The organism is Microbacterium sp. MAH-37 (genome assembly GCF_009758255.1).
Classification (GTDB): Bacteria; Actinomycetota; Actinomycetes; order Actinomycetales; family Microbacteriaceae; genus Microbacterium.
This window is the reverse complement of record NZ_WSEN01000004.1, coordinates 77,357-101,584: the sequence shown is the minus strand read 5'-3', so window position 1 is coordinate 101,584 and position 24,228 is coordinate 77,357. Positions and strand designations below refer to the sequence as shown.

Sequence of the window (24,228 nt, the reverse complement as noted above, 5' to 3'; positions counted from 1 at the left end):
CAAAACACGGGGAACGGACAGCCTACTCCGCAAGCTGCGCGGCGCTCCAGCGCACGCCCAGCGCAGTACCCAGTGCGAACTGCGCTGCTCCTGCGAACGGTACGATCCCCCCGGTCGCGCCGCGCACAGGGACCCGCACCGTTCCGCTCGGCGGCTGTTCGGTCTCGGCCCGCACCAGGTCGAGGAACTCCTCGCCGAGCCCGGCCGCCGAACCGCCGATCACGACTTCGGCGGGATCGAGCATCGCGGTGAGCATCGTGATCACGCGGCCGAGGGCGACAGCCCCGCCGGCCAGCAGCGCCGGATCAGCCGCCTCGATGAGGGCGCGGACCTGCGCATCATCCATACCCTCGTCGAACTCCGGGCCGAGCATCGCCGGCATCGACGCCGCCGACTCCAGGCATCCGCGCCGTCCGCACGGGCATGCCCGCGCGTCGTCGCCGAACACCACCTGCACATGCCCGATCTCGCCCATCCGGGCGTGCGGCCCGGCCTCGGGCTCGCCGTCCAGCGTCACGGTCGCGCCGACGCCGATGCCCATGTGCAGGAACAGCCGGCGCCCGCTCGACGATCCGCTCGCGATCGTCTCGGCGACAGCCTCGGCGTCGACGTCGTTGACCAGCTGCACCGGGGCACCGAGCAGTGCGGACAGCTCGTCGGCGAGCGGCAGGTCGATCCACTCCAGCTGCACACTCTCCAGCACCACACGGCCGTCGGTCGCGCCGGGAAGCTGCACGGCCGCGGCGAGCAGCCGGGGCCCGAAGCGCTGCGCGATCCTGCCGAGCATCGCCCGGATCATCTGGTCGCGATCGTCGGACGAGTACACGATGCGCTCCTCGTAGACCGAGGCGCCGTCCAGGGCGATCAGCGCGGCGTGCGCATCGGCGTATCTCAGCACGACCACGAGGAAGAGATGGAGCGTCGCGTCGATCGCGAGCACGGTGGCGCGCTTGCCGCCGGTGCTGGCCGCCTGCCCGACCTCGGCGATCAGGCGCTGCTCGATCAGTTCCGCCACCAGAGAGGACGCCGTCGCGGCGGTGAGTCCGGTGGCACGGGCGATGCCGGCGCGGGTTTCGCTTCCCGAGTTGTCGAAGACCAGCTGAAGCGCCCGCCGGAGGTTGCTCCGGCGGACCAGCGCCTGACCATCGAGCTCATCCTCGGCGTACAGCATCCACCGTTCCTCTTCGCATCTCGGCCCCGGGCCTGTTGACAACGACCGAGCCCGAGCCTACGCTCGCTTTCGTAAGTTTAGTCGATGAACTAAGTAAATCGACGGGCCGCCGACCGGCAAAGGAGCACGATGGTCACTGCGACGCACATCCCGGTGCAGGGAGCGCGCCGGCACAACAGAGGTGTCGTGCTGCAGGCGCTGCTGCGGGAGACATCCGCCAGCCGCGCCGACCTCGCCCGCATCACAGGCCTCGCCAGGCCCACGATCACCGAGGTCGTGCGTGACCTGCTCGCCGACGGCGTCGTCATCGAGACCGGCCAGAGCCAGGAGGCCCGGGTGGGCAAGCCCTCGGTGCTGCTCGAGGTGGACGGCGAAGCCGTGCAGACGATCGCCATCGACCTCACTTCTCAGGATTGGATCGTGGGTGCGGTGTGCACGCCCGACGGTCGCATCCTCGTGCGACAGGAGATCGCACGGGACTCCTCTTCCGACCTGCCCGATGCCGTGGCCGCGCTCGTCGCGCGGCTCGCCGCGCAGGCCGGATGCCCGGTGCTCGGCGTCGGGTTCGGGGTGCCGATGGACGCCGCATCGGGGGATGCCGCTGCGTTCATCGGCGCCCTTTCGACTCGGGCGGACACCGCTCTGCTGCCCGCCTATGCCGCGGCCGAAGCCGATCTCGCCGCCCGCGCGGAGGCGGGCTTCGGCGACTCGGAGTTCCTGCTGGTGCGGCTCGGCGGGATCGTCAGCACCGCACTCGTCACCGGATACACGACGGGAGCCGACACGGCTCGCGAGCTGGCCCACCTCGACGTCGGCGGCGACGCAGGTCGCGAGTGCCGCTGCGGCAACAGCGGATGCGTGCACGCCTGGCTCACGGCTCTCGAGGAGCGGATGGATGCCGCCACGGACGAGCAGACCCGCGAGGCGGTGCGCATCGAGGCCGGCGAGAAGCTCGGCACCCCGCTCGCCGCGATCGTCTCGGCCCTCGACCTGCCGCAGGTGGTGCTGAGCGGCACCTCGTCGCTGATGGGCCCCGAACTCTGCGGCGCCGCCGAGTCGGCGCTGACCGCCGCGCGGCTGCGCAACGCGCCCGTCGAGGTGCGCTGCGGCCAGACCGAGGATGCCGTGCTGCGCGGCGCCGCGGCCCAGGTGCTGGCGGCCGAACTGGCCTGAGGCGCCCGTCCCGGCATCCGCCGGCCGCAATGTATCAGCGCGGCGGTTGCCCGCTCCTGGTGGATATGGCCACAATGAGCATCATGAGCGATGCCATCCCCGAGGGCACCGCCGACCAGCCCCCCGCCACGAGCCGGTGGCGCCGTGCGGCGGACCATTTCCGCGCCTGGCGCGACGGTGACGCTCGCGCGATGGACGATCTGGTGCGCCTGATGACCCCCGTGCTCTGGCACGTCGTCCGCGCCTACGGCGTGGACCGCGCCCTCGCCGAGGACATCGTGCAGACCACTTGGCTGCGACTGGTGCGCGGGCAGGACCAGATCACGGATGCCGCGGCCGTGTCGGCCTGGCTCACCACCACCGCTCGACGAGAGGCCTGGCGGGCGGGCAAGGCGCAGAACCGGGCGGATGCCACGGAGGACGCCGATCTGGAGGCGATGCTGCCCGTCGCCGCATCCGCGGAGGACGAGGCGACCGTCGCCGACGGCGCCAACCGCCTCTGGACCGCCGTGCAGAAGCTCGACGAACGCTGCCGGCGGCTGATCCGCGTCGTCGCCTTCGAAGAGCGACCGGACTACAAGGGAATCGCGGCCGAGCTCGGCATGCCCGTCGGCAGCATCGGGCCGACCCGCTCACGCTGCCTGTCGAAGCTGCGCGTGCTGCTGGGCGACGAAGTCGGCGGAACGCAGGCGGCGACATGAGCACCACCGACGACGAGCTGATGGCGGCGCTGCGCGCCCTGTGGCAGGAGAACGATCCGGTGCCGAGCGACCTGGCCGAGCGCATGGTCGCGGCCGTGGCATCCGACGACCTGTCGCGCGAGTACGCGCTGCTGACCCTCGTGGAGGATGCCACCGCCGCCGTGCGCGGCGACACCGGCACCACGACGCTGCAGTTCAGCGACGGCCGTGTCGGCGTGATGCTGCACGTCGCCGACGCCGAGGGCGGCGGTCGACGGGTGGACGGCTGGGTCGACGCGGAGTCGCCCGCGGTGGTGCTCGAGCAGGGCGAGAAGTCCTGGACGGCCGAACCCGCCGAGCACGGCCGGTTCGCCTTCGACCGGGTGCCGCCGGGGCTGTACCGGCTGCGCCTGACCGTGCGGGAGGACGCCGGGGAGCGCGTCTTCTCCACGCCGCGTTTCGAGATCTGATCCGGAAGCAGTGCCCGACCGCCGGAGGGGTGGTCGCATGAGGGAGGCCGCCGCGGCGGCACCGAACGGGAGGATGGGCGATGGAGCAACCCCCAGGATGGACCTGGCAGGACCGTGCGGAGGGGTCGATCCCGCGCGGATCGGCGCTGGATCCGAGTGTCGATCCGGTCGACGGCGTGCGCGCCTACCCGACCGCGTACCTGCCCGATCGGCTGCTGCTGATCGGGTCGGGCGACCGGCGCCGCAGGGCGGTGGACAGCGATCTGGAGTTCATCGCCCAGGCCGCGGAGTCGTTCGGCTGGCAGATCTCGGTCGGACCGGCGGATGCGACGGCACAGATCGTCGCCGGGCGGGCGGCGCGCGACGCGGCGCAGGGAGCACCGCGCGAACTCGCCCCCGGCGTCCCCGGACTTCTGCGCGTGCTGCTGACCACCCCCGACGTCGCCGGCCGCGGTGAGTCGCCGGCGCCGCCGGACTCGTGGCGGGTGCTGCAGCGGGCGCGGCGCATCTCGCAGTCGTCGATGCCTCGCGCCGGGCTCGAACATGTGCTCTCGGTCGATCCGGTGGGGCTGAATCCCTTCACGCAGACCAACCCGTTCACGCAGACCAACCCGTTCACGCAGACGAACCCGCTGCGCGGGGCAGGTCCGGTGGGGACGGACGACTACCTGCAACCGGGACGAGGCGCGCGACAGCCGGTCGCGTGGATCGGCGCAGCGCCGATCCGCGGCGCGGAACCGAAGCGCGGACGACGGCCTGTCGTCGCCGTGCTCGACACCGGATGCGGCGAGCACCCATGGCTGCCGCACGACATCGTCACCCGCGGCGTCGAGCTCGACGGCGCGCCGATCGGCCTCACCGGACACGACGATCCGGAGATCTATCCCGACCTCTACGGGCAGCTGGACGGTGAGATCGACGCGGTCGCCGGGCACGGCACCTTCATCGCGGGACTGATCCGGCAGACCGCGCCCGACGCTGACATCCTGGCGATCCGTGTCGCCGGGTCGCTCGGAGTCGTGGACGAGAGCGTGTTCCTGCGCGCGCTGGCCGATGTGATCGAGCTGAAACGACGCAACGTCCGCGATCCGAAGGCGGGCCGTCCGATCGATGTCATCAGTCTGTCGCTCGGGTACTACCACGAGACCCCGGTCGACGGGCAGTTCTCGCTCACGCTCTACGGGCTGCTGCGTTCGGCGCGCGAACTGGGCATCGTCGTGGTTTGCTCCGCGGGCAACGACGCGATCGACAGGCCGTCCTTCCCGGCGTCGCTGTGGGCCTGGGATGGTGCCGACAACGGCATCCTGCCCGACGATCTCGCTCCGCTGGTGTCGGTCGGCGCGCTGAATCCCTCCGGTCGTTCAGTGGCGCTGTTCTCGAACGTAGGGCCGTGGGTGCGCGTGTACGCGCCCGGGACGCTGGTGGTCAGCACGACACCGCCGTTCACCGGCGGGGCGCAGGCCGGCACGCGGTCCGACTTCGACGACCTTCCGCGCGAGACCGTCGACCCCGACGACTACCGCGGCGGCTTCTCGGTCTGGAGCGGCACGTCCTTCGCTGCCCCCTTCGTGGCCGGCCGGATCGCCGCGGCGTTGGGGCCGGAACTCGCGAAGGGCGGCACCCCGACGCGCAAGGCGCTGCGCAGAGCCGTCGACGAGGTGCTCGCCGGGCTGCCGAACCCGGTGCGCTGACCGAGTCGAGCGCCCCCTGCTCCGGTCTCAGCCGTTGCGGGTGTCCTGTTTGTGGACCCGCATCCGTTGAGACCGGAACATCGGGAGGGTGGGCTCTCCCTGCTCCGGTCTCAGCCGTTGCGGGTGTTTCAGCCGAGACACCCGCATCCGTTGAGACCGGAGCAGGGGGGGAAGACGGGATGCCGCAGGACGCGGCATCCTTGAGATGTGCGCCTGACCGCAGCAGAACTCCATCAGCGGGGAAAGGATGCCGCGAACCACCGCCGGTTCGCGGCATCCCGTCGCGCCCTGAGCACGGCCCAGGCGCGCACCGACGATCCCGACCTGCGCGCCCGCATCGCGGGGACGCTGTCGTACGTGCTCGCGCAGACCGGGGAGCCGGATGCCGCGGAGCGGATGTGCCGCGCTGCACTCGACGCACCAGACCTCAGTGCCGCGACCAGAGTCGTCCTGGCCGGCCAGCTGGGCATCTTGGTGATGCAATCCGGGGGTGCGGACGAGGCCGAGCACTGGTTCACCGTCGCGATCGACGGCATGGCCGACGCACCGCGAGAACGCGCGCCCTGCCTGGTCAATCGGTCGGTGGTGCGGATGCAGCGCCACGACCTCTCGGGTGCCGCAGCCGACCTTGAAGCGGCCGTCGCTCTCTACGATGCTCTCGACAATCCCGAGGCGCGCGCCGAGGCCCAGCACAACCTCGGCTACGCCGCCCTGCTCCGCGGCGACCTCGTCACTGCGCTCACCCTGATGACCCGGTCACGGCCGGTGTTCGTCGAGACCAGCGATCTGGCGACCGCGATCGCCGACCTGGACCGCGCCGAGGTGTTGCGCGAGGCGGGGCTCACCGACGAGGCCGAGGAGCTTCTCGCCGAGGTCGCGGTGCGCTTCGGCGCGCAGCGGATGCGGCAGACCCGAGGTGAGGCGGAGTTCCAGCTGGCCCGGTCGCAGCTGCACCACGATCCGGTCGCGGCCCGGAGGACGGCGGCCCAGGCGCGGCGCCGGTTCGAGGCGCTGGGCAGCGAGGGCTGGGCGGCGCGGGCGGCATCCGTCGAGCTGGAGGCGCGTCGTCTCGCCGGTCGCGCACCGTCGGCAGCGGAGTACGACGCGGTGGCCTCCCGCCTGCGCGGACTCGGGCTGGCGGGCGAGGCGGCGGCGACCGCGCTGAGCGCACGTCTCGCCGATCCGCGACGGAAGACGACGCGCGTCTCGCCCGATGCGCCGACGGCGGTGCAGCTGCGATCCTTCGAGGCCCGCTCCGCGCACGCGCTGGATGCCGGACGGCCGGCCGACGCCCGCCGCCTGGCGGCCGCGGGGCTCGACCTGTTCACCGGTTGGCAGGGGGCGTTCGGCGCCCTCGACCTGCAGGCGTCCATGACGATGCACGGCTCCGGCCTGCTCTCCGCCGGGCTCGCGGCAGCCGAGCGCTCCGACGATCCCGGCGTGCTCTTCGAGTGGGGAGAGCGGGCCAGGAACATCGGCCTGCAGGTGGTCCCTGTCCGTCCCCCGCACGACGCGGATGCGGCATCCGATCTCGCGGAACTGCGGATGCTGCGCACCGAACTCGGCGCGGACTGGGCAGCCGACCCGCGCGTGCGCGCCGTCCGCGACCGCGTGCGGGAGCGGCAGTGGAGCGCGACGGCCGGAGCGGGCGCCCGGGAGCAGGTGACGCTCGCCGCGCTGCGAGACGGACTCGCACCGGACGTCGCCGTGCTCACCTGGGTGTACACCGGTGCGGCGCTGCGCGCCGTCGTGGCCACCCGTGATGCCGCGACGATCGTGCGACTGTCCTGGGAGCGGGTGCGGCCGCTGCTTGACGGCCTGCGCGCCGACCTCGACGCCAGCGCGCTGGCCCACGGCACGCGGATGGCCGCGGTGGTCGAGCGCTCCCTAGCCGGGCGGATGGCGCGGCTCGACGACGAGCTGCTCACGCCCTTGCTCGCTCACGCGCGAGGAGCGCGGCGCCTGGCGCTCAGCGTGCCCGGCATCCTCTCCGGCGTGCCCTGGGCGCTGCTGCCGAGTCTCGCCGGCCTGCCGTTCACCCTCGCCACCTCGGCGACCCGCTGGCTGGCCTCGTCGCCGCGTCCGCTGCAGCGTGCGGCCGTCGTCGCCGGCCCCCGGGTCGCCCGCGCCGACGACGAGGCGCACGCGGTCGCACAGTCACACGGCGACGCGCTCGTGCTGACCGGCTCCGAGGCGACCGTCGGCGCCGCGACGGCGGCCGCCGGGCAGGTGGACCTGCTGCACGTCGCCGCGCACGGCCGGCACAGCGCCGACAACCCGATGTTCTCCGGACTCGAGCTGGTCGACGGGGTGCTGTTCGGCTACGACGTGGACCTGATCGGCACGGTGCCAGACACGGTCGTGCTCTCCGCCTGCGAGCTGGGCCGCTCGGCCGTGCGCTGGCGCGACGAGGCGATCGGGATGACCCGGGTGTGGCTGCACGCCGGCGCACGATGCGTGATCGCGTCACCCGTGCTGATCCCCGACACCGCCGCGGCTGACCTGCTTCCCGCCGTGCACGAGCGGATCGCCGCGGGCCGTTCCCCGGCAGTCGCGCTGTCCGAGGCGGCTGCCGACACCGGCATCCGGGTTCCGCTGCACAGCCACGGCGACGGGTTCTGAGAACTTTTCCGGCATCCGTGTATCAGCACGCGTACCAGACGCTCCTGTTCTTCGGAAGGTGCCCTTGCAGGTCCGCCGAATCTGGGGAGAGAGGCGGAGCGGAGGAACAGCCGACAGGGAGACCGGACAGCGGGGAGTCCGGACGGCTGCACCGACCTCGCCGGGGCGTCGCGAGCCGACGCGGCGCCCCGGACCCGGGTCTCAGGGGCCGGGCCGGTTCGCTCAGCGGCCTTCGGCCGCCGCGGTGTGGTGCCGGATGACCTCCGCCACCACGAAGTTGAACCACTTCTCGGCGAACTCGGGGTCGAGGTGAGCCTCTTCGGCGAGCGCGCGCAGGCGCGCGACCTGCTGCTCCTCACGACCCGGATCAGATGCCGGCATCTCGTGCTCGGCCTTCAGGTGACCCACCTGCTGCGTGGCGCGGAACCGTTCGGCGAGCATGAAGATCAGGGCGGCGTCGATGTTGTCGATGCTGGCTCGGAGGCGCAGCAGCTCGGCACGGGCGGCTTCGGCGTCAGACATGTGGCTCCTCGATCGGCGACAGTACGACGATAGCCGGAACCCCCTGACCTCTAGAGTGTGACCATGAGTTCTGACGAGAACGCGCAAACCCCGGCCGAAGCCAACGGGTACTCGGAGCAGGCGACCGCCGAGAAGGCGGCTTCGGCGAAGCCGGCGTCCGCGCCGAAGTTGAGCAGGACCGAGCGCGCCGCTGCGGCGAAGGCCGCCGAGGCGGCCGCCGAGCACCACACGTATCCCGACACCGTCGTGATCGAGCCGATGACGCCGAGCCGCTCGTTCTGGACGCGGATCGACAAACCGTTCGTGTTCGGCCTGCTAGTCACGCTCGGCGCGCTGACGGCGATCCTGTTCGGCGTCATGCTGGCGAACCTCGCCACCGTGCTGATCTACATCGCTCTCGCCGCGTTCGGCGCGCTGGGTCTCGACCCGGCGGTGCGGATGCTGGAGCGGCGGGGCATGCCGCGCGGATGGGGCGTGCTCACCGTCATCCTCAGCCTGCTCGCCCTCATCGTGCTGGTGCTCTGGCTGATCGTGCCGGTCATCGTGAAGCAGATCACGCTGTTCATCACGTCGATCCCCGGCATCATCCGCGACTTTCAGACCACCGACCTCTACGCCTCGCTGCAGAAGCAGTTCGGCGATCAGGTCGGCGAATGGGTGAAGCAGATCCAGGGGTTCCTCACCGACCCCGGCACCGTGCTCTCGATCGGCGGCGGCGCCCTGCAGGTGGGCACTTCGATCGCCACCGGCATCTCCGGCATGATCATCGTGCTGGTGCTCATGCTCTACTTCGTCGCAGGGCTGCCGAGCATCAAGACCTCACTGCTGCGCCTCGCCCCGGCGCGCGACCGCGCACGCGCCGGTGACATCACCGACCAGATCACCGACTCGGTGGGCGGCTACATCATGGGCATGGTGGTGCTCGCGTTCGCGAACTCCATGGTCACGCTCGCGCTGTTCTTCTTCCTCGGTCTGCCGTTCCCGCCGTTGATGGCCGCGATCTCGTTCCTGTTCACCCTGATCCCGCTGATCGGATCGGTGCTGTTCTGGATCGTGGGCTCGGTGATCGCCCTGTTCAGCAACCCGCTGATGGCCCTGGTGTTCGCGGCCTGCTACCTCGTGTACATGCAGATCGAGGCGTACTACCTGACTCCGAAGGTGATGAACCGCGCGGTGGCGGTGCCGGGCGCCCTCGTCGTGATCGGCGCGATGGCCGGCGGAACGCTGCTCGGCCTGCTCGGCGCTCTGGTCGCCGTGCCCGTCACTGCGTCGATCCTCATCATCATCAAGCAGATCTGGATCCCTCGCCAGGACGCCCGGAGCTGATCCCCTACACGAAAGCGGCCGGTCCTGAACATCGGGACCGGCCGCCTTCGTGTCCTGGGTGATCAGCCGACCAGACCCTGGTCCGCCAGCCAGGCCTTCGCGATCGCGGTGGGCTCCTTCTTGTCGACCGTGGACCGCACGTTCATGCCCACGAGCGCGTCGACGGTGAGCTTCGCGCTGACGGCGTCGATGACGTCCTCTGCCTTGTCGGGGAAGTCCTCGGCGACGATCGGCACCACGTTCGAGGACAGGATCATGTTGTCCGGATCCTCGAGTGCGACGAGCTTCTCAGTCTGGAACGCCGGGTCGGCGCTGTAGATGTCGGCCACGTCGATCGTGCCCGCCAGCAGCGACTCGAGCGTCGTGGGGCCGGTGGCCGAGAACGCGAGGTCGACGCCGTACACCGTCTTCGCCGCAGCAGGCCCGTAGGGCCGCTGCTCGAACTCGGGCGCCGCGCCGATCGTGAGCTTCTTGTCGGCCTTGGACAGGTCGGCGATCGACTTCAGTCCGTACTTGTCGGCGGTCGCCTGGGTGACCGTGTAGGTGTCCTGGTCGGTCGCCTGCGCATAGTCGAGCGCGTCGAGCTGGTCGGGCAGCGCGTCCTCCAGCGCCTCGTAGACCTCGTCGGGGCCGGTCGCCTTGGTGTCCTTGTCGAAGTACTCCAGCAGGTTGCCGGTGTACTCCGGGAACAGGTCGATCGCGCCGGACTCGACCTCGGGCATGTACGCATCGCGCTGCCCGATGTTGAACTTGCGGTCGACGGTGAACCCGGCGTCCTCCAGCGCCTGCGCGTACACCTCGGCGATGATCTCGTTCGAGTAGTACGCCTGCGAGCCGATGACGATCGTCTTGTCGCCTCCGGCGGCGGGCTCCTTGCTGGGCTCGTCGAGCGGGTTGCCGCCGCATCCGGCGAGCGCGACCGCGGCGAGCGCGGCGATGCCGGTGACGGCGATGGTGCGGGTGGTGCGTCCGGCGAACATGATGTTCCTCTCTGACGGTGGTTTCGATGCAGGTTCAGGTGGCGGGTGCCGCGGCGCGTGCGCTCGCGCGCGCAGTCGTGCGCCGCAGCCCGGTCGGGACGGATGCCCGCTGTGCGAGCGCGAGCAGCAGGTCGGCGAGCAGGGCGAGGGCGGCGACGAGGATGGCGCCGGCGAGCACCATGTCGAAGCGGTTCAGCGGAATGCCCTGGATGATGGGCGCGCCCAGCCCGCCGAGACCGACGTAGGCGCCGATGGTGACGGTGGCGATGATCTGCAGCGCCGCAGAGCGGAGGCCGGCCACCAGCAGCGGCAGCCCGAGGGGCACCTCGACCTTCCAGAGCAGCTGCCAGCGCGTCATCCCGAACGCACGGGCAGCGTCGATCACCTGCCGGTCGATCGCCTCGAACCCGGTGTAGGCGCCGGCGAGCAGCGGCGGGATGCCGAGCAGTACGAAGGTGACGACGGCTGCGGCGGGGATCTGCAGCACCCCGAACAGCAGCACCAGCAGGATCATCAGGCCGAACGACGGCAGCGCCCTTGCAGCGCCGGCGAACGCCACCGCGACCTCACGGCCCTTGCCGGTGTGCCCGATCGCCCAGCCGACCGGCACGGCGATGATCGCGGCGATCAGCACCGAGACACCGGTGTAGAGCAGGTGCTGCCCGAGCATGACCGGGATCGAATTCGGGCCCTGCCACTGCTCGGGCGCGAACAGCCACGCGAAGGCGTCGGCGAAGACGTTCATCCGCGCCCTCCCCCCACGACCGGCAGCGCGCCCGGCTCGATCGCCGCGGGATCGCCGACGGGGTCGACGATCGCGGAGGCGGCGCCGTCCCCGGCATCCGCGTCGCTGCGCGACCCACCGCCGCGGCGCGAGCCGAGCCGCGTCCACGGCATGAGCGCCCGGCCCAGCAGCACCAGCAGCACGTCGACGACGAGGGCGATCACCAGCACGGCGACGACGCCGGCGAGCACCTCGGCGATCAGCCGTCGCTGCAGGCCCGCGGTGAACAGGTAGCCCAGGTTGGTGACGCCGATCAGGATGCCGACGGTCGCAAGCGAGATCGTGCTGACCGCCGCGACGCGGAGCCCGGCGAGGACGACGGGCCCGGCGAGCGGGAACTCCACGGTGAAGAACCGGCGCATCGGCCCGTAGCCGAGCGCCGTCGCCGACTCGCGCACCACCGGATCGACGGAGTCGAGCCCGTCGGCGACCGCGCGCACCAGGATCGCGATCGCATAGATCGTCAGCGCGATCACCAGGTTGAGCTCGGTGATCGCCGAATAGCCGAACAGCGCGGGCAGCAGCATGAACAGCGCCAGCGAGGGGATCGTGTAGAGCAGGCCCGTGGCGACGATGATCCAGCCGCGCAGCCGCGTGTAGCGCCAGGCCACCCAGCCCAGCGGCACCGAGAGCACGAACCCGCAGACGATCGCGATCAGGCTCTGACGCAGATGCACGACTGAGAGATCGAGGATCATCCCGATGTTCTCGACGATCCAGTCCACGTCAGCCGCCTTCGACCACCGGCGCCGCGGCATCCGAACCGACGATGGATCCCTGGGTGCGGCCGAACTCGTCGACGACGACCGTGCCGCGCGGCGTCTGCTTCAGCCGCAGCGCGCGCTTGCCGCGATCACCGCCTATGAACGCCGCGACGAAGTCGTCGGCCGGGTTCTCGATGATCTCGTTCGGGGTGCCGCGCTGCACGATGCGCGCGCCGACGTCGAGGATGACCACCTGGTCGCCGAGCAGGAACGCCTCGTCGATGTCGTGCGTGACGAACACGACCGTCTTGTCGAGGTCGCGCTGCAGCCGCAGCAGCTCCTGCTGCAGGTCGGCCCGCACGATCGGGTCGACCGCACCGAACGGCTCATCCATGAGCAGGATGTTGGGATCGGCGGCGAGCGCGCGGGCGACGCCGACGCGCTGCTGCTGCCCGCCGGACAGCTGCGCGGGGTAGCGCCCGGCGAGCGACTGCGCCAAGCCGACGGTGTCGAGAAGCTCGCGCGCCCTGGCGTGCGCCTCTGCACGGGGCACACCGGTGATGCGCAGCACGGCCGAGACGTTGTCGATCACGGTGAAGTGCGGCATCAGGCCGGAGTTCTGCAGCACGTACCCGATGCGACGGCGCAGGGCGACCGGGTCGCCGGTCAGCACACTCTCGCCGTCGATCTGCACGTCGCCGGACGTGGGCTCGACCATGCGGTTGATCATGCGCAGCAGCGTCGTCTTGCCGCATCCGGACGACCCGACGAACACGGTGGTCTTCCGGGCGGGGATCTGCAGGCTGAAGTCCCGCACCGCGGAGGTGCCGTCGGGAAAGGTCTTCGAGACCGATCGGAATTCGATCATGAGCAGCTCCTAGGAGCGCACCTCCACCTCGGGTCCGAAGGCGACGAAGTCGGTGAAGTCGACGCCGGCACGGGCGATCGCGGCATGCGACGGCTCGGGGTACGACCAGGCGATGTCCGCATGCTTCTCGCCGTCGATCACGGCGGAGAGGTAGTGTCGCGGTCCTCTGTCGTCTTCGGCATCGAACGCGGCTCCCTCGACCAGTGCCGCGGGGTGCACGCTCGCCGGCGGGAAGTAGTAGTCGCCCTCGAGCAGCACCAGCTCGGACTCACCGGCGTCGGCGAGCACCGTTCCTGCGAAAACTGCCTTCATCAAAGGCCTCCTCGGGGTCTGCTCCGAGCCTAGGGTCTGCCGCCGACATCCGGCCGTGTTTCCCACGGAACCGTGAGAAACACGCGTCAGCGCACTGGCAGGAAGCAGGTCGGCGCGGGCGCCGGAGCGGTGTGCCGGACGTCGCGCGGAGCACCCGTGCGCTCGTCGAGATCGAGCACCGAGACCGTGTCGGACCGCTGCCCCGCCACCAGCAGCGCCCCCTCGTGCACGAGGTGGTGCCGCGGCCAGTCGACACCCGAGTCGGCGAGCGCGAGCGGCTCGACGATCTCGCCGGCACCGCGCACCCGAAGCGCCGCGATCGTGTTGCTGCCGCGCAGTGCGGTGTAGAGCGTCTCGCCGTCGCGCGAGCGGGCGAGTTCGGCCGGATAGTCGTGACCAGGCGTCGCGATCGCCGAGACGACCACACCCGACACGAGGCCCCAGCGACCCTCGCGGTCGGCCGCCAGCGTGAAGACCTCGCAGGAGTACTCGGTCACCACGTGCAGGTGGCCGCTGGGGTGGGCGACCATGTGCCGGGGCCCGGAGCCGCGCGGCAGCACGACCTCGTGGTCGAGCTGCAGCCCCGTCGTTCCCGGCCGCCAGATCCGCACCAGGTCGAAGCCGAGATCGGTCGTCGCGATGCGCCCGTCGCGGAGGAACGCCGCGGCATGCGCATGAGAGACCCGCGGTTCGGTTCCGGTGGGGGTCGGGTACGGGTCGGATGCTGCGGCGGCATCGTTGCGGATGGCGGACGGATCTGCGTCCGGCGGAGCATCCGCCGGAGTGTCGTCCGCCGACTGCAGATCCGTCCGCCACCCGTCGGGGGCTCCACCGGAAGTCTCGCCGAACAGCGCAGCGCGCAGTGCGGCGGCCTTGTCCGCGGCATCCGGGACCAGTCGTCCTTCGGCGTCCAGCCCGATGCGCACGACCCGGCCGTCTCCATAGCAGCTCGCGACCAGGAACCGGCCGTCGGGCGAGACGGCCAGGTGGCAGACGGCCTCGCCGGCGGGCACCGGCGCGCCCAGCGGGCGCAGCGCAGACTCGCCGGAGCGCACGAAGGCCGCGACCTCGCCGGATCCCTCCAGCGCCGCGTACACGACGTCGAGCGACGGATGCTGCGCCAGCCACGACGGCGAACCTGCGGGCACGACCGTGCCCCGGTAGGCGAGAGTGGTCTGCGGACGCCCCTCGTCACCCGCGAGCAGGCCGATGCCCGCAGCATCCCCGTCCATGCCGGGGCCGTAGCCGCCGAGCCAGAACCGCGTCATGCGGCATCCTCCCTCGCGAGTGCACGACCTGCTGTCGAGTGCACGACCAGTTGACGTGAACAAGCCGTGCGCTCAGCGACAAGCCATGCACTCGGCGGAGCGCCCGACTCAGTCGAGCAGGTCGTGGCGGACGATGACCTCGTCGCGCTCCGGGCCGACGCCGATCACCGAGATGCGCGTGTTGCTCATCTTCTCGAGGGCGAGCACGTAGTCCTGCGCGTTCTGCGGCAGGTCCTCGAACCGGCGGGCGGTGGAGATGTCTTCCTTCCAGCCCGGGAAGTACTCGTAGACCGGCTTCGCGTGGTGGAAGTCGGTCTGGTTCACGGGCACGTCGTCGAAGCGGGTGCCGTCCACGTCGTACGCCACGCAGACCGGGATCTGATCGAGGCCGGTGAGCACGTCGAGCTTCGTGAGAACGAGGTCGGTGATGCCGTTCACGCGGGTCGCGTAGCGGGTGATCGGGGCGTCGTACCAGCCGGTGCGGCGCAGGCGGCCGGTGGTCGTGCCGTACTCGAAGCCGGTCTTGCGCAGCCACTCGCCCATCTCGTCGTTGAGCTCGGTCGGGAACGGACCCGAGCCCACGCGCGTCGTGTACGCCTTGACGATGCCCACGATGCGGTCGAGGCTGTTCGGGCCGACTCCCGAACCGGATGCCGCACCTGCGGCCGTCGCGGTCGACGAGGTGACGAACGGGTAGGTGCCGTGGTCGACGTCGAGCATCGTGGCCTGGCCGCCCTCGAACACCACGACCTCGCCGCGGCCGAGCGCCTCGGCGATCAGGTGACCGGTGTCGGCGACCATCGGACGCAGGCGCTCGGCGTAGACCAGCAGCTCGTCGACGATCTCGTCGCAGGTGATGGCGCGGCGGTTGAAGACCTTCACCAGCAGGTGGTTCTTCTGGTCGAGGGCGCCCTCGACCTTCTGCCGCAGGATGTTCTCGTCGAACAGGTCCTGCACGCGCAGGCCGACGCGGTTGATCTTGTCGGCGTAGGCCGGGCCGATGCCGCGGCCGGTGGTGCCGATGTTGCGCTTGCCGAGGAAGCGCTCGGTGACCTTGTCGAGCGTGCGGTGGTACTGAGTGATCAGGTGCGCGTTCGCGCTGACCTTGAGCTTGGAGACGTCGACGCCGCGGGCCGAGAGCGCCTCGAGCTCGCTGAAGAGCACCTCGAGGTCGACCACGACGCCGTTTCCGATGACCGGCGTGACACCCGGGGTCAAGATGCCCGAGGGCAGCAGGTGCAGGGCGTACTTCTCGTCACCGACGACGACGGTGTGCCCGGCGTTGTTGCCGCCGTTGAACTTCACCACCCAGTCGGTGCGCTCGCCGAGCAGGTCAGTCGCCTTGCCCTTGCCCTCATCGCCCCACTGGACGCCGATGATTACTAGTCCTGGCATGGGTGGACCCCCTGGATTGCGCTGTTCGCCGGGCTTGCACCGGCAGATGAGCTGGCCCTGAGCGGGCCTTTCCATCCTACCGAAGCTGCCCCGCGCTACAGTTTCGCCATGACGACATGGTGGCCGTGGGCCCGGCTCGCCGCGGCCGCGTTGGCTGCGGCGGCGATCATCGCTCAGCTGGTGCGCACCCTCGAGCGCACCCTCGCAGCATCCGATCCGTGGGCCGCGCACGTGCCCACGGTCGTGACGAACTTCTTCAGCTTCTTCACGATCCTGTCGAACGTCGGCGCGGTCGTCGCGCTGACGATCGGCGGTGTGTGGATGCTGCAGCACGCAACCGGCCCCGAACCGCGCTGGCTCGCTACCCTGCTGCTGTGCGTGGCGACCTACATGATCGTGACGGGCATCGTCTACAACGTGCTGCTGCGCGGGATCGCCCTGGATCAGGGTTCGACGGTGTGGTGGTCGAACGAGGTGCTGCACGTCGTCACGCCGCTGTTCCTGCTCGCGGACGTGCTGTTCGCGCCGCGTCCGCGGGCGCTGCCCTGGTCATCGCTGTGGATCGTGGCGGCGTTCCCGATCGCGTGGGTGGTCTACACGCTGATCCGCGCGAACTTCATCGTCGCACCCGCGACCGGAGACCCGTGGTGGTACCCGTATCCGTTCCTGAACCCGCACCACGTGCCGGGGGGATACCTCGGCGTCGCCGGGTACGTCGTCGGCATCGCGATCGCGATCATCGCTGTGGCGGCAGGAGTGCTGTGGATCGGGCGGCGACGAGCAGTGGCGGGCGCGCCGGCGGACGAGCCCGATCTGCTCGAGGCGCGCTGACTCCTCCTCAGCGCTCGGTGAGGGCGTTGATCGTGAGGCCGCGTTCGGCGAGCGCCTCGGTCGCCTGCGCACGGCGCATGTCGAGCAGGTCTCCGATGTCTGCAGCGAGACGCGGGCGGGAACGGACCAGGTCGTCGACGGCGGCCAGCGGCACCGTCAGCACCGTCAGCATGCCCGCCGCCGTGCTCACCGCCCTGCTGGGCTCGCGGGTCAGTGCAGTGTGGCCCACCAGGTCACCTCGCTCGGCCGTGGCGAACTCGATGCGGCTGCCCTGGATCTCGAGGGCGATCGTCACCGCACCGTCCACGATGAACTGCACATGGTCGGGGACCACGCCCGTGCCGAGCAGGGTCTCCCCTGCGCCGTATCTCTCCAGACGCGACGAGGTCCGCAGCAACTCGCGATCCGCCTCGTCCAGATGCAGATGCGGCGCCAGTGCGTCGATCGCGGCATCCAGCCGCGCAGGCTCGGCGATCGGGTCCGTCGCATCGCCGTCGAGCGCCAGCCCGCGCCGACGCGCGGCGTACCAGAGCCAGGACAGGTAGACGGTCAGAGCGCGAGTGGCATCCGCAGGGGACGCCACCGGTATCGACACCGAGTACGCGCCCTTGCCCGAGTACTCCACCGACACCTGCTCACGCGGCAGCCGCAGCGGCAGTCCCTCGGCCACGTCGACCAGCAGGGCGACCACTTCGTGCGGCGGATCGTCCGTGGTGAACGCGACATCCGCGGTCGCGGCGTACGGCCCCGCGGGCTCGCTCATGTTGGTGAACGACGCCCCCGAAAGGGTCGAGTTCGGCACGATCTGGATGCCGGAACCGGTGTCGATGTGCACGGCCCGCCAGTTCACCTCGATGACCCGGCCCTTCACGCCGCCGGTATCGAGGTGATCGCCGATCTTGAACGGCTGCTCGAACAGCAGCAGCAGGCCCGAGATCACACCGCCGACAGCGTTCTGCAGGGCGAGGCCGATGACGATGGAGGTCACCCCGAGTGCGGCGAAGAGTCCGCCGACGTCGGCGTTCCACACCCAGGAGAAGAGGATCGCGAGACCCACCACGACCAGCACCAGGCGCGCGATCTCGACGAAGATCGTCGGGATGCGCTTGCGCCACGACCCCTCGGAGGCGTTCGAGAACAGCACCACGTTGAACGCCGACAGCACCAGCAGGATCACCAGGAATCCGAACACGGTGGCGACCACCCGCACCCAGACCTGATCCGCGGGGGACTGGATGGCGAACGCGAGAAGCGCGAACAGAGCGCCGGCGGGGATCACCCAGTTGCGCAGGATCGCGACAGGACCGGCGAGCGGGCTGTTGCGCCGGCGCAGTGCGCCGAGCAGCTCGGTGATGCCCACCAGGAGCACCGGGAAGCCGATGGCGATCCCGATCACCCACCACGCCCAGCCGTCGGCGAAAGCCTCAGCCATGTCAGGCCACCTTCCACACGGTCTCGGTGCGGCCCTTCACCTCGACGGAGCCGGCCTCGATGTACGTGAACAGCTCATTGGTGCGGTCCCGCACATCCTGGCTGACGTAGATGCCCGGTTCGCCTGTCACCGAGCGCACCCGGTAGGCGAGGTTCACCGCGTCGCCCCAGAGGTCGTAGGCGAGTGTGGTCCGTGCGACCAGGCCGCTCGTCACGGTCCCGGTGTCCACGCCCACGCGCAGAGCGACATCCGCCCCGTTCTGGGTGTTGAACCGCTCGATCACGCCGAGCAGATCACGGGCGAACTGCACCGAACGGCGCACGTTGTCGACGCGCGGGACGACCAGGCCGGAGGACGCCAGGTAGCCCTCGTGCAAGGTGCGCACCTTCTCGACGCCGGCCTTCGCGGCGGCCTCGTCGAAGCCGCGCATGAGCACGTTCAGCTGCGCGACCTCCTCCTCCGGTGTCAGGGCCGCCGCGTACTCGTCGAAGCCGACGAGTTCCGCGAACACCACCGACACGTTGTCGTGCGCCTCGGAGATCGCCTCATCGCCCGCACGGTACTTCGCCGCCACGCTCTCGGGCATGAGCGTGTGCATGAGCTTCTCGTTCTCGGAACGCTGCTCGTCGATCAGCTGCTGCTTGATGCGCAGGCTCGACGCCATGTCGTTGAACGCGCTGCCGAGATCGCCGAACTCGTCGCGCGAGCCCTGCGGGACCTGCACGTCGAGGTCGCCCCCGGCGACACGGTTCACCGCGCCGACCAGCCGGTGCACCGGCCTGGTGAACACCTGGGCGAGCAGCAGCGAGAGGAGTGCGACGGCGAGCATGATGCCCAGCAGCCAGATCAGGACCGTGCGGGTGAAGTCCGCCGTCGGCGCGAACGCCTCGTCGGCGTCGATGCGCGCGATGACCACCCAGTCCAGATCGGGCACGTCGAGCGGCCCGTAACTGACGACCGTGTCACCGCTGCGGTAGCCGGGACCGACCTTCGTGCCCTCCTCGCCCTGCTGCGCCAGCTGGACGCTCTCGGCCCGCGCCGGCTGCAACAGCACCGTTCCGCCGACTTCCACGACGCGCTTCGCGATCCGCGGCGGGGTGCCGGCTCCGACCACCGCCCGGACATACTCCTCCGGCTGCTCGATGACGAGCCGCGAGTTGCTGCGCATCAGGTCATCGCGCCCCACCAGATACACCTCGCCGGTGTCGCCGAGTCCCTGCCCCTTCCACTTCTCGTCTCCGGTCATCACGTCGTTCACGAACGAGAGCGGCAGCTGCATGGCGAGCACGCCGGTGATGCGGGAGTCGTTGCCGATCGGCGACAGTACCCACATGGTCGGGACGTCCAGCGACGGGATCCACCGTTCGAAGTCGGTCAGCACCGTCGTGTTCACCGAGTTCGTGGCGACGGCGTCGCGATAGGCGTTCGCCAGCGCGCTCTCCTCGTAGGGCCCGTCGTTGAGGTTCGTACCGAGGTCGACCCCCTTGTACGCCGAGAACACCACGTCACCGTCGAGGTTCAGCAGCAGCACGTCCTCGTATCCCGCGTTCTCCACGAGTCTGGCGAAGTAGTCTCCATAGCGCTCGGCGGCGACCGAGTACGAAGTGCCGTCGCCGGCGTCGTTCATCTTCAGAATCGCGTCGTAATCCTTGTCGAAGTCCTCGTTCTTCACCGCGTAGTGGGCCTGCAGCCACTGACCCGCGGCGGATGCCGGGATGAAGGCGGTGTCGCCGTACTCGGCCTTGGACCGCTTCTCGAGCTCGGGGACGAAGACGTCCCCGTGATAGGTCTCGAGCGCCTCCTGCTGTGCAGCATCCAGCTGCCTCTGCTGCAGCTCGTCGAAGGCGGCGTTGAGCGCGACTGATGCGTTCTGCGCACTGAGATTGCGTGAGTTCAGTGCCGCGCTGCGCTTCGCGTCCTCTATGGCCGTCGCCATCTCGTAGCTGCGCATCTCGCGGATGGTCGTGAGCTGGTCGATCGCCGATTCGTGCAGCGACTGCCGGCCGTTGATGAACCCGACCGCGCCGACGATCACCGATGACACCAGGCTCACCCCCAGCAGCATGATCAGCAGCTTCGACTGGATGCTGAGCCCGCCGCGCCTCCGGCGCTTCGTCCTCGCCCGTTCCTCTGTCACCTGGGTAGCGTCGGCCACCGTGATCCCCCCGTCCGAGGGGTCGTCACGATCCCCCTCGCGACCGACGTTATCGGTATCCCAAATCCGGATGGAAGAGGCGAGGAGGAATTTTCACGTCGCCGACGATGCCGCTCCCGCCGGCGACGGGAGCGGCATCTTCACTCAGACGGCGAGCAGCCCCTCGCGGTCGTCGGCCGGCGTCGACAGGTAGCGCGGGAGCGAGTCGTCGAGCTCCTGCAGCCATGGGGTGTGGTGTTCGACGGCCATCGTCCCGGTCATCACGGAGCGGTACGCGCGGTCGCGGTAGCCCATGATGTCGGCCTTCTTGTCGTGCTTCCACTCCAGGAAGATCTCGACCACACGGTCGATGTCGAACTCGGGGTAGTCGGTCTGCCGCATCAGGTCGCGCACGTAGTCGGCCTGGAATCGGATCTCGTCGGCCGCTGTCCCGATCTCCTCGAAGCGTCGCCGCCAGTCCGCGATCGACGCCGCGCGCTCCGCGGCATCCGGCAGTTCGATCCTGCCCAGGATGAGATCGCGCACGTACCAGGCCTGCACGTCGAACATGTTGAAGGTGAACCACTGGTCCTGGGCGCCCAGGTAGGCCACGCGCGGATTCTCCTGCCACACCACTCCCCGGTACAGCCCGTCGGGGTACACGTTGTTCGGCGACGAGAGAGACAGCTCGTCGGGCAGGAACGGGTACTTGTGCAGGTAGCCCGTGCAGAGGATGACCGCGTCGAAGTCCTTCGAGGTGCCGTCGGCGAAGTGCGCAGTACTGCCCTCGAAGCGCTCGACGACCGGGCGCTCCTCGAAGCCGTCCGGCCAGTCGTAGCCCATCGGCGCTGAGCGGTAGCTCGCCGTGACCGAGCGCGCGCCCATCTTGAACGCCTGGCTGCCGATGTCCTCGGCGGAGTAGCTGCCGCCGATGACCAGCACGTCGCGGTCGGCGAAGCCCTCGGCGCCGCGGAAATCGTGGGCGTGGCTGAGGTATCCGGGGAAGGTCTCGATGCCGGGGAAGTCCGGCACGTTCGGGAAGGAGAAGTGGCCGCTGGCGATGATCACCCGGTCGAACTCCTCCACGCTCGATTCGCCGCTGGGCAGGTGCTCGCTGGTCAGGGTGAACACCTCGCGTGCGGCGTCGTACTCGACCCAGCGCACGATCGTCTGGAACCGGATGCGGTCGCGCACCGCGGTCTTCTCGAGGCGGCCGGCGATGTAGTCCCACAGCACCGGGCGCGGCGGGTACGACGAGATCGGGCGCCCGAAGTGCTCGTCGAAGGAGTAGTCGGCGAACTCGAGCGCCTCCTTCGGGCCGTTCGACCACAGGTTGCGGTACATGCTGGAGTGCACCGGCTCGCCGAACTCGTCCAATCCGGTGCGCCAGGTGAAGTTCCACTGGCCGCCCCAGTCGGCCTGCTTCTCGAAGCACACCACGTCCGGGATCTCCGCCCCGTCGCGGGCAGCGGACTCGAAGGCCCGCAGCTGCGCCATGCCCGAGGGGCCGGCGCCGATGATCGCTACTCGTTCTCTGCTCGTCACGTATAGTCCTCTTCTTGCGTCATGTATGAATCGCAGCCGCGACCGTCCGGCGGAACAGGGCTCCGCCGGGCACCGGGAGCAGGGATGCTCGACCGGCCCGCGGAAGCGGCTGTCCTTCGACCGTAGCAGGAGGCGCGCGCATGCCCGCAGAGGGCTCTGATCACCAGCGGTTGTGCACGTCCTCGGCCCAGCCGAAGATGCCGTCGAAGGCGATGTGCTCGCCGCTCGCGGTGCGGAAGGTGCCCGACCAGTCACCGAAGCACTGGTCGGTGGACGACGACAGGATGCCGAGATTCATGCGGCTCCGCTTGTCGTAGCCGGGCGTGAACGTGGCATCCAGCTCGCCGCCGGTGATCCGCCAGGGGCGGCGCCAGTCCGCGATGTCGTAGTCCCAGACGAGCTCGGCACTGATCTTGTGCAGCCGGCCGTCCACGAGGAAAGCGTTCTCGGTGGATCCGGTGCCGTCGGTCCACTGGCCGCCGACCTGCACGCCGATCGTGCGGCCGTGCGAGATGCCCGACCCCGCGCCCCAGTTCCAGCGCACGTCATAGGGCCAGCGCCCACGGCCGTGATCGAGCACCGCCCACGACGCGCCCTGCGGCAGCTCGTGCTCCACGCCGTCGAGGATCAGGATGCCGGATGCCGGGCGCGCGACGTCCTTCACCGTGTACTGGAACCGCTTCTCGCTCCAGGGAACGACGACCGCGAGCCGCTCGTGCCCGTCGGGGAGCGCGGCGACGACGTCGATCTCGGCACCGGGGATCCGCGCGCGCAGCCGTGTGCCGGCATCCGTGTCGTCGATGTCGATCTCGAGATCCTTGGCGCGGGCCCTGCTGGGCCCGGCCTCGAGCCGTGCAGGCAGCCGCACGCCGCGCGGCGGGATGTTCGTGACGGAGCGGTGCCAGGTCTGCCCGGTCGCGCGGTCCCACACCCACACCTCGTGCACGGCGGCGTAGTCGATCGACGAGACCGTCAACCCGACGACGTGGGTCGGCGTGGCGATGTTCCAGTACTCCCAGCGCTTGTTGCGGCCGCGTCCGCGGCCGATCCCCGCGGTGTCGACCAGCGGATGCCGCGCCCAGCCCACCGCATCCGGGTTCAGCCGGCCGTTCGGGAGCGTCAGCGGGACGGGAACGGTGAGCTCGCGCTCTGCAGGCATGGCGGATGCCTCTCTTCTCGGGGTGGGATCACCCTATCCGGGTAGGGTGATCCCACGGCCGCCTCCCCACCGGCCGCGCACCCGAACCGATCGGTGACCCTGATGTACCGCAGCAGCTACGAAGCCCCCGACGTAGCGCCCTCCGATGACGCCGTCGTGCTGCCGGACGCGCTGAACCTGCCCGCACACGAGCTGCCTGCGCCGCCCGCGCCTGTCGTCCTCCCGCCCGCAGAGCCGGGCGGAATCGTCCCGCCGGCGCCTCCCGTCCCGCCCGCGCCTCCTGTCGCTCCGGCAGCCGACACTCCGACCGTGCCGTTGCCGATGTCGCCGCAGGTGGCGCGCGTGCGCAATGAGAAGAGACTGCCTCTCCGCGCGCTCGCGTTCGCAGGAGGCGCGATCGTCGTCGTCGGCATCGTCGTCGGCACCATCGCGATCGTGAGCGGAGGCGGCGAACCGGCATCCGTCGCACAGGACCGGGCATCGCTCACTGCGCCGTCGGACTCGGGGCTGCCGGGCGAACGCGGCGGACCCGCGCCCGTCCGCACCGCGCCTCCGACCACGACTCCGGCGCCGACCGCTGCGCCGGTCGTGCCGCCCGCGCAGCCGGCGCCTTCGGCTCCGCCCGTGACCCGTGCTCCCCAGCCGCAGCCTTCCGCACCGGCGGCGCCGAAGCCTCCTGCCCCGTCGGAGCCCGCGGTTCCAGCGGCGCCCGCGCCGCTCGCGTTCACCGGCATCCAGGAGAACCGCGGCGACAACGCGATCGGCATCGAGATCGTCAAGAGCTACACGCTGTCGATGACCGGTCAGCCTGGTGCGACGGCCGCGGTGAAGTACGGCTGGAAGGATGCCGGGTCGGTGACCTTCGACGCCGCCGGGCACGCCACCCTCGAGATCGGACGGTCGGTGCTGAACCTCATCCCCGGCAATCCGCGCGTGCGCGCGGAGTACTCCGACGGCACCGAGGGCGACCCGATCGAGATGCGCCGCAAGGACATCCCCGCCTGAACCGCGCTCCGAGGCGCGACGACTACCCTGTAGCGGGGCCGCCGCACGGCCCTTCGTGAGGAGACCGACGATGACCGAATCCTTCCCCGCCGCAGGCGGGGCGTCCGCAGCGCCCCCGCCGCCGCCCGCACCGCCGATCTCTTCCGTCCCGGGCCC

General features: G+C 70.3%; 21 protein-coding genes. 8 read left to right on the top strand and 13 right to left on the bottom strand.

Annotated elements, in window-relative coordinates:
• Positions 1–22: 22 nt before the first annotated feature.
• Positions 23–1,171 (bottom strand): ROK family protein, encoded by a 1,149-nt coding sequence (locus GON06_RS03905; RefSeq protein WP_157310994.1) that lies wholly within the window; start codon positions 1,169–1,171, stop codon positions 23–25.
• A 129-nt stretch (positions 1,172–1,300) separates the two neighbouring features.
• On the opposite strand from GON06_RS03905, the gene GON06_RS03900 reads away from it, so the two are divergent.
• The 5 genes from GON06_RS03900 (at position 1,301) to GON06_RS03880 (ending at position 7,807) form a co-directional block, all read left to right on the top strand.
• Complete coding sequence (locus GON06_RS03900) at positions 1,301–2,344, top strand: winged helix-turn-helix transcriptional regulator (RefSeq protein ID WP_157310993.1); 1,044 nt, start codon at positions 1,301–1,303, stop codon at positions 2,342–2,344.
• Positions 2,345–2,427: 83 nt separating this feature from the next.
• Positions 2,428–3,045, top strand: coding sequence for an RNA polymerase sigma factor (locus GON06_RS03895; RefSeq protein WP_232528146.1), 618 nt, complete (start codon positions 2,428–2,430; stop codon positions 3,043–3,045).
• Positions 3,042–3,494, top strand: a complete 453-nt coding sequence (locus GON06_RS03890; RefSeq protein ID WP_157310991.1) for a hypothetical protein — start codon at positions 3,042–3,044, stop codon at positions 3,492–3,494. The genes GON06_RS03895 and GON06_RS03890 overlap by 4 nt, the downstream gene beginning before the upstream one ends.
• Before the next feature lie 80 nt (positions 3,495–3,574).
• Entirely contained in the window at positions 3,575–5,185 is a 1,611-nt protein-coding gene (locus GON06_RS03885; protein WP_157310990.1) for a S8 family peptidase, read from the top strand.
• A 207-nt stretch (positions 5,186–5,392) separates the two neighbouring features.
• Positions 5,393–7,807 (top strand): CHAT domain-containing protein, encoded by a 2,415-nt coding sequence (locus GON06_RS03880; RefSeq protein WP_157310989.1) that lies wholly within the window; start codon positions 5,393–5,395, stop codon positions 7,805–7,807.
• Positions 7,808–8,029: 222 nt separating this feature from the next.
• Here the strand turns inward: GON06_RS03880 and GON06_RS03875 are convergent, their stop codons facing one another.
• Positions 8,030–8,329 (bottom strand): chorismate mutase, encoded by a 300-nt coding sequence (locus GON06_RS03875; protein ID WP_157310988.1) that lies wholly within the window; start codon positions 8,327–8,329, stop codon positions 8,030–8,032.
• A 63-nt stretch (positions 8,330–8,392) separates the two neighbouring features.
• Here GON06_RS03875 and GON06_RS03870 point away from each other — a divergent pair, with 63 nt between their 5' ends.
• A complete protein-coding gene (locus GON06_RS03870; protein ID WP_157310987.1) occupies positions 8,393–9,655 on the top strand; it encodes an AI-2E family transporter in 1,263 nt (420 codons plus the stop codon).
• A gap of 62 nt (positions 9,656–9,717) precedes the next feature.
• Here GON06_RS03870 and GON06_RS03865 read toward each other — a convergent pair whose 3' ends face one another.
• The 7 genes from GON06_RS03865 to GON06_RS03835 form a co-directional block, all read right to left on the bottom strand.
• Complete coding sequence (locus tag GON06_RS03865; RefSeq protein ID WP_157310986.1) at positions 9,718–10,635, bottom strand: ABC transporter substrate-binding protein; 918 nt, start codon at positions 10,633–10,635, stop codon at positions 9,718–9,720.
• Positions 10,636–10,669: 34 nt separating this feature from the next.
• Complete coding sequence (locus GON06_RS03860) at positions 10,670–11,380, bottom strand: ABC transporter permease (RefSeq protein ID WP_157310985.1); 711 nt, start codon at positions 11,378–11,380, stop codon at positions 10,670–10,672.
• Entirely contained in the window at positions 11,377–12,144 is a 768-nt protein-coding gene (locus GON06_RS03855) for an ABC transporter permease (protein ID WP_332837142.1), read from the bottom strand. Before GON06_RS03855 ends, GON06_RS03860 begins: the two co-directional genes overlap by 4 nt.
• Before the next feature lies 1 nt (position 12,145).
• Positions 12,146–12,991: an ABC transporter ATP-binding protein gene (locus GON06_RS03850; protein WP_157310983.1), complete on the bottom strand. Its 846-nt coding sequence runs from the start codon at positions 12,989–12,991 to the stop codon at positions 12,146–12,148.
• A 9-nt stretch (positions 12,992–13,000) separates the two neighbouring features.
• The gene (locus GON06_RS03845; RefSeq protein WP_157310982.1) at positions 13,001–13,303 is read right to left on the bottom strand and encodes a DUF427 domain-containing protein; all 303 of its coding nucleotides are present in this window, start codon (positions 13,301–13,303) and stop codon (positions 13,001–13,003) included.
• An 86-nt stretch (positions 13,304–13,389) separates the two neighbouring features.
• Entirely contained in the window at positions 13,390–14,571 is a 1,182-nt protein-coding gene (locus tag GON06_RS03840) for a lactonase family protein (protein ID WP_157310981.1), read from the bottom strand.
• 108 nt (positions 14,572–14,679) lie between these two features.
• Positions 14,680–15,966, bottom strand: coding sequence for an adenylosuccinate synthase (locus GON06_RS03835; RefSeq protein WP_157310980.1), 1,287 nt, complete (start codon positions 15,964–15,966; stop codon positions 14,680–14,682).
• A gap of 108 nt (positions 15,967–16,074) precedes the next feature.
• Between GON06_RS03835 and GON06_RS03830 the strand changes: the two genes are divergently transcribed.
• The gene (locus GON06_RS03830) at positions 16,075–16,797 is read left to right on the top strand and encodes a Pr6Pr family membrane protein (RefSeq protein ID WP_157310979.1); all 723 of its coding nucleotides are present in this window, start codon (positions 16,075–16,077) and stop codon (positions 16,795–16,797) included.
• Positions 16,798–16,804: 7 nt separating this feature from the next.
• Here GON06_RS03830 and GON06_RS03825 read toward each other — a convergent pair whose 3' ends face one another.
• The 4 genes from GON06_RS03825 to GON06_RS03810 form a co-directional block, all read right to left on the bottom strand.
• A complete protein-coding gene (locus GON06_RS03825) occupies positions 16,805–18,229 on the bottom strand; it encodes a mechanosensitive ion channel domain-containing protein (protein ID WP_157310978.1) in 1,425 nt (474 codons plus the stop codon).
• A 1-nt stretch (position 18,230) separates the two neighbouring features.
• Positions 18,231–20,366, bottom strand: coding sequence for an adenylate/guanylate cyclase domain-containing protein (locus GON06_RS03820; RefSeq protein ID WP_157310977.1), 2,136 nt, complete (start codon positions 20,364–20,366; stop codon positions 18,231–18,233).
• Positions 20,367–20,528: 162 nt separating this feature from the next.
• Positions 20,529–21,908, bottom strand: coding sequence for an NAD(P)/FAD-dependent oxidoreductase (locus tag GON06_RS03815; RefSeq protein WP_332837141.1), 1,380 nt, complete (start codon positions 21,906–21,908; stop codon positions 20,529–20,531).
• 160 nt (positions 21,909–22,068) lie between these two features.
• Complete coding sequence (locus tag GON06_RS03810) at positions 22,069–23,067, bottom strand: DUF2804 domain-containing protein (protein WP_157310976.1); 999 nt, start codon at positions 23,065–23,067, stop codon at positions 22,069–22,071.
• Between the two features lie 102 nt (positions 23,068–23,169).
• Between GON06_RS03810 and GON06_RS03805 the strand changes: the two genes are divergently transcribed.
• Positions 23,170–24,072 carry a hypothetical protein gene (locus GON06_RS03805; RefSeq protein WP_157310975.1) on the top strand — a complete coding sequence of 301 codons (903 nt, stop codon included), beginning with the start codon at positions 23,170–23,172 and terminating at the stop codon, positions 24,070–24,072.
• Positions 24,073–24,228: the final 156 nt, after the last annotated feature.

Coding starts and splice junctions, on each gene's coding strand:
- GON06_RS03865 (WP_157310986.1), bottom strand. CDS start 10,635: ATGTTCGCCGGACGCACCACCCGCACCATCGCCGTCACCGGCATCGCC.
- GON06_RS03860 (WP_157310985.1), bottom strand. CDS start 11,380: ATGAACGTCTTCGCCGACGCCTTCGCGTGGCTGTTCGCGCCCGAGCAG.
- GON06_RS03835 (WP_157310980.1), bottom strand. CDS start 15,966: ATGCCAGGACTAGTAATCATCGGCGTCCAGTGGGGCGATGAGGGCAAG.
- GON06_RS03840 (WP_157310981.1), bottom strand. CDS start 14,571: ATGACGCGGTTCTGGCTCGGCGGCTACGGCCCCGGCATGGACGGGGAT.
- GON06_RS03875 (WP_157310988.1), bottom strand. CDS start 8,329: ATGTCTGACGCCGAAGCCGCCCGTGCCGAGCTGCTGCGCCTCCGAGCC.
- GON06_RS03830 (WP_157310979.1), top strand. CDS start 16,075: ATGACGACATGGTGGCCGTGGGCCCGGCTCGCCGCGGCCGCGTTGGCT.
- GON06_RS03900 (WP_157310993.1), top strand. CDS start 1,301: ATGGTCACTGCGACGCACATCCCGGTGCAGGGAGCGCGCCGGCACAAC.
- GON06_RS03805 (WP_157310975.1), top strand. CDS start 23,170: ATGTACCGCAGCAGCTACGAAGCCCCCGACGTAGCGCCCTCCGATGAC.
- GON06_RS03870 (WP_157310987.1), top strand. CDS start 8,393: ATGAGTTCTGACGAGAACGCGCAAACCCCGGCCGAAGCCAACGGGTAC.
- GON06_RS03825 (WP_157310978.1), bottom strand. CDS start 18,229: ATGGCTGAGGCTTTCGCCGACGGCTGGGCGTGGTGGGTGATCGGGATC.
- GON06_RS03810 (WP_157310976.1), bottom strand. CDS start 23,067: ATGCCTGCAGAGCGCGAGCTCACCGTTCCCGTCCCGCTGACGCTCCCG.
- GON06_RS03845 (WP_157310982.1), bottom strand. CDS start 13,303: ATGAAGGCAGTTTTCGCAGGAACGGTGCTCGCCGACGCCGGTGAGTCC.
- GON06_RS03890 (WP_157310991.1), top strand. CDS start 3,042: ATGAGCACCACCGACGACGAGCTGATGGCGGCGCTGCGCGCCCTGTGG.
- GON06_RS03885 (WP_157310990.1), top strand. CDS start 3,575: ATGGAGCAACCCCCAGGATGGACCTGGCAGGACCGTGCGGAGGGGTCG.
- GON06_RS03905 (WP_157310994.1), bottom strand. CDS start 1,171: ATGCTGTACGCCGAGGATGAGCTCGATGGTCAGGCGCTGGTCCGCCGG.
- GON06_RS03850 (WP_157310983.1), bottom strand. CDS start 12,991: ATGATCGAATTCCGATCGGTCTCGAAGACCTTTCCCGACGGCACCTCC.
- GON06_RS03895 (WP_232528146.1), top strand. CDS start 2,428: ATGAGCGATGCCATCCCCGAGGGCACCGCCGACCAGCCCCCCGCCACG.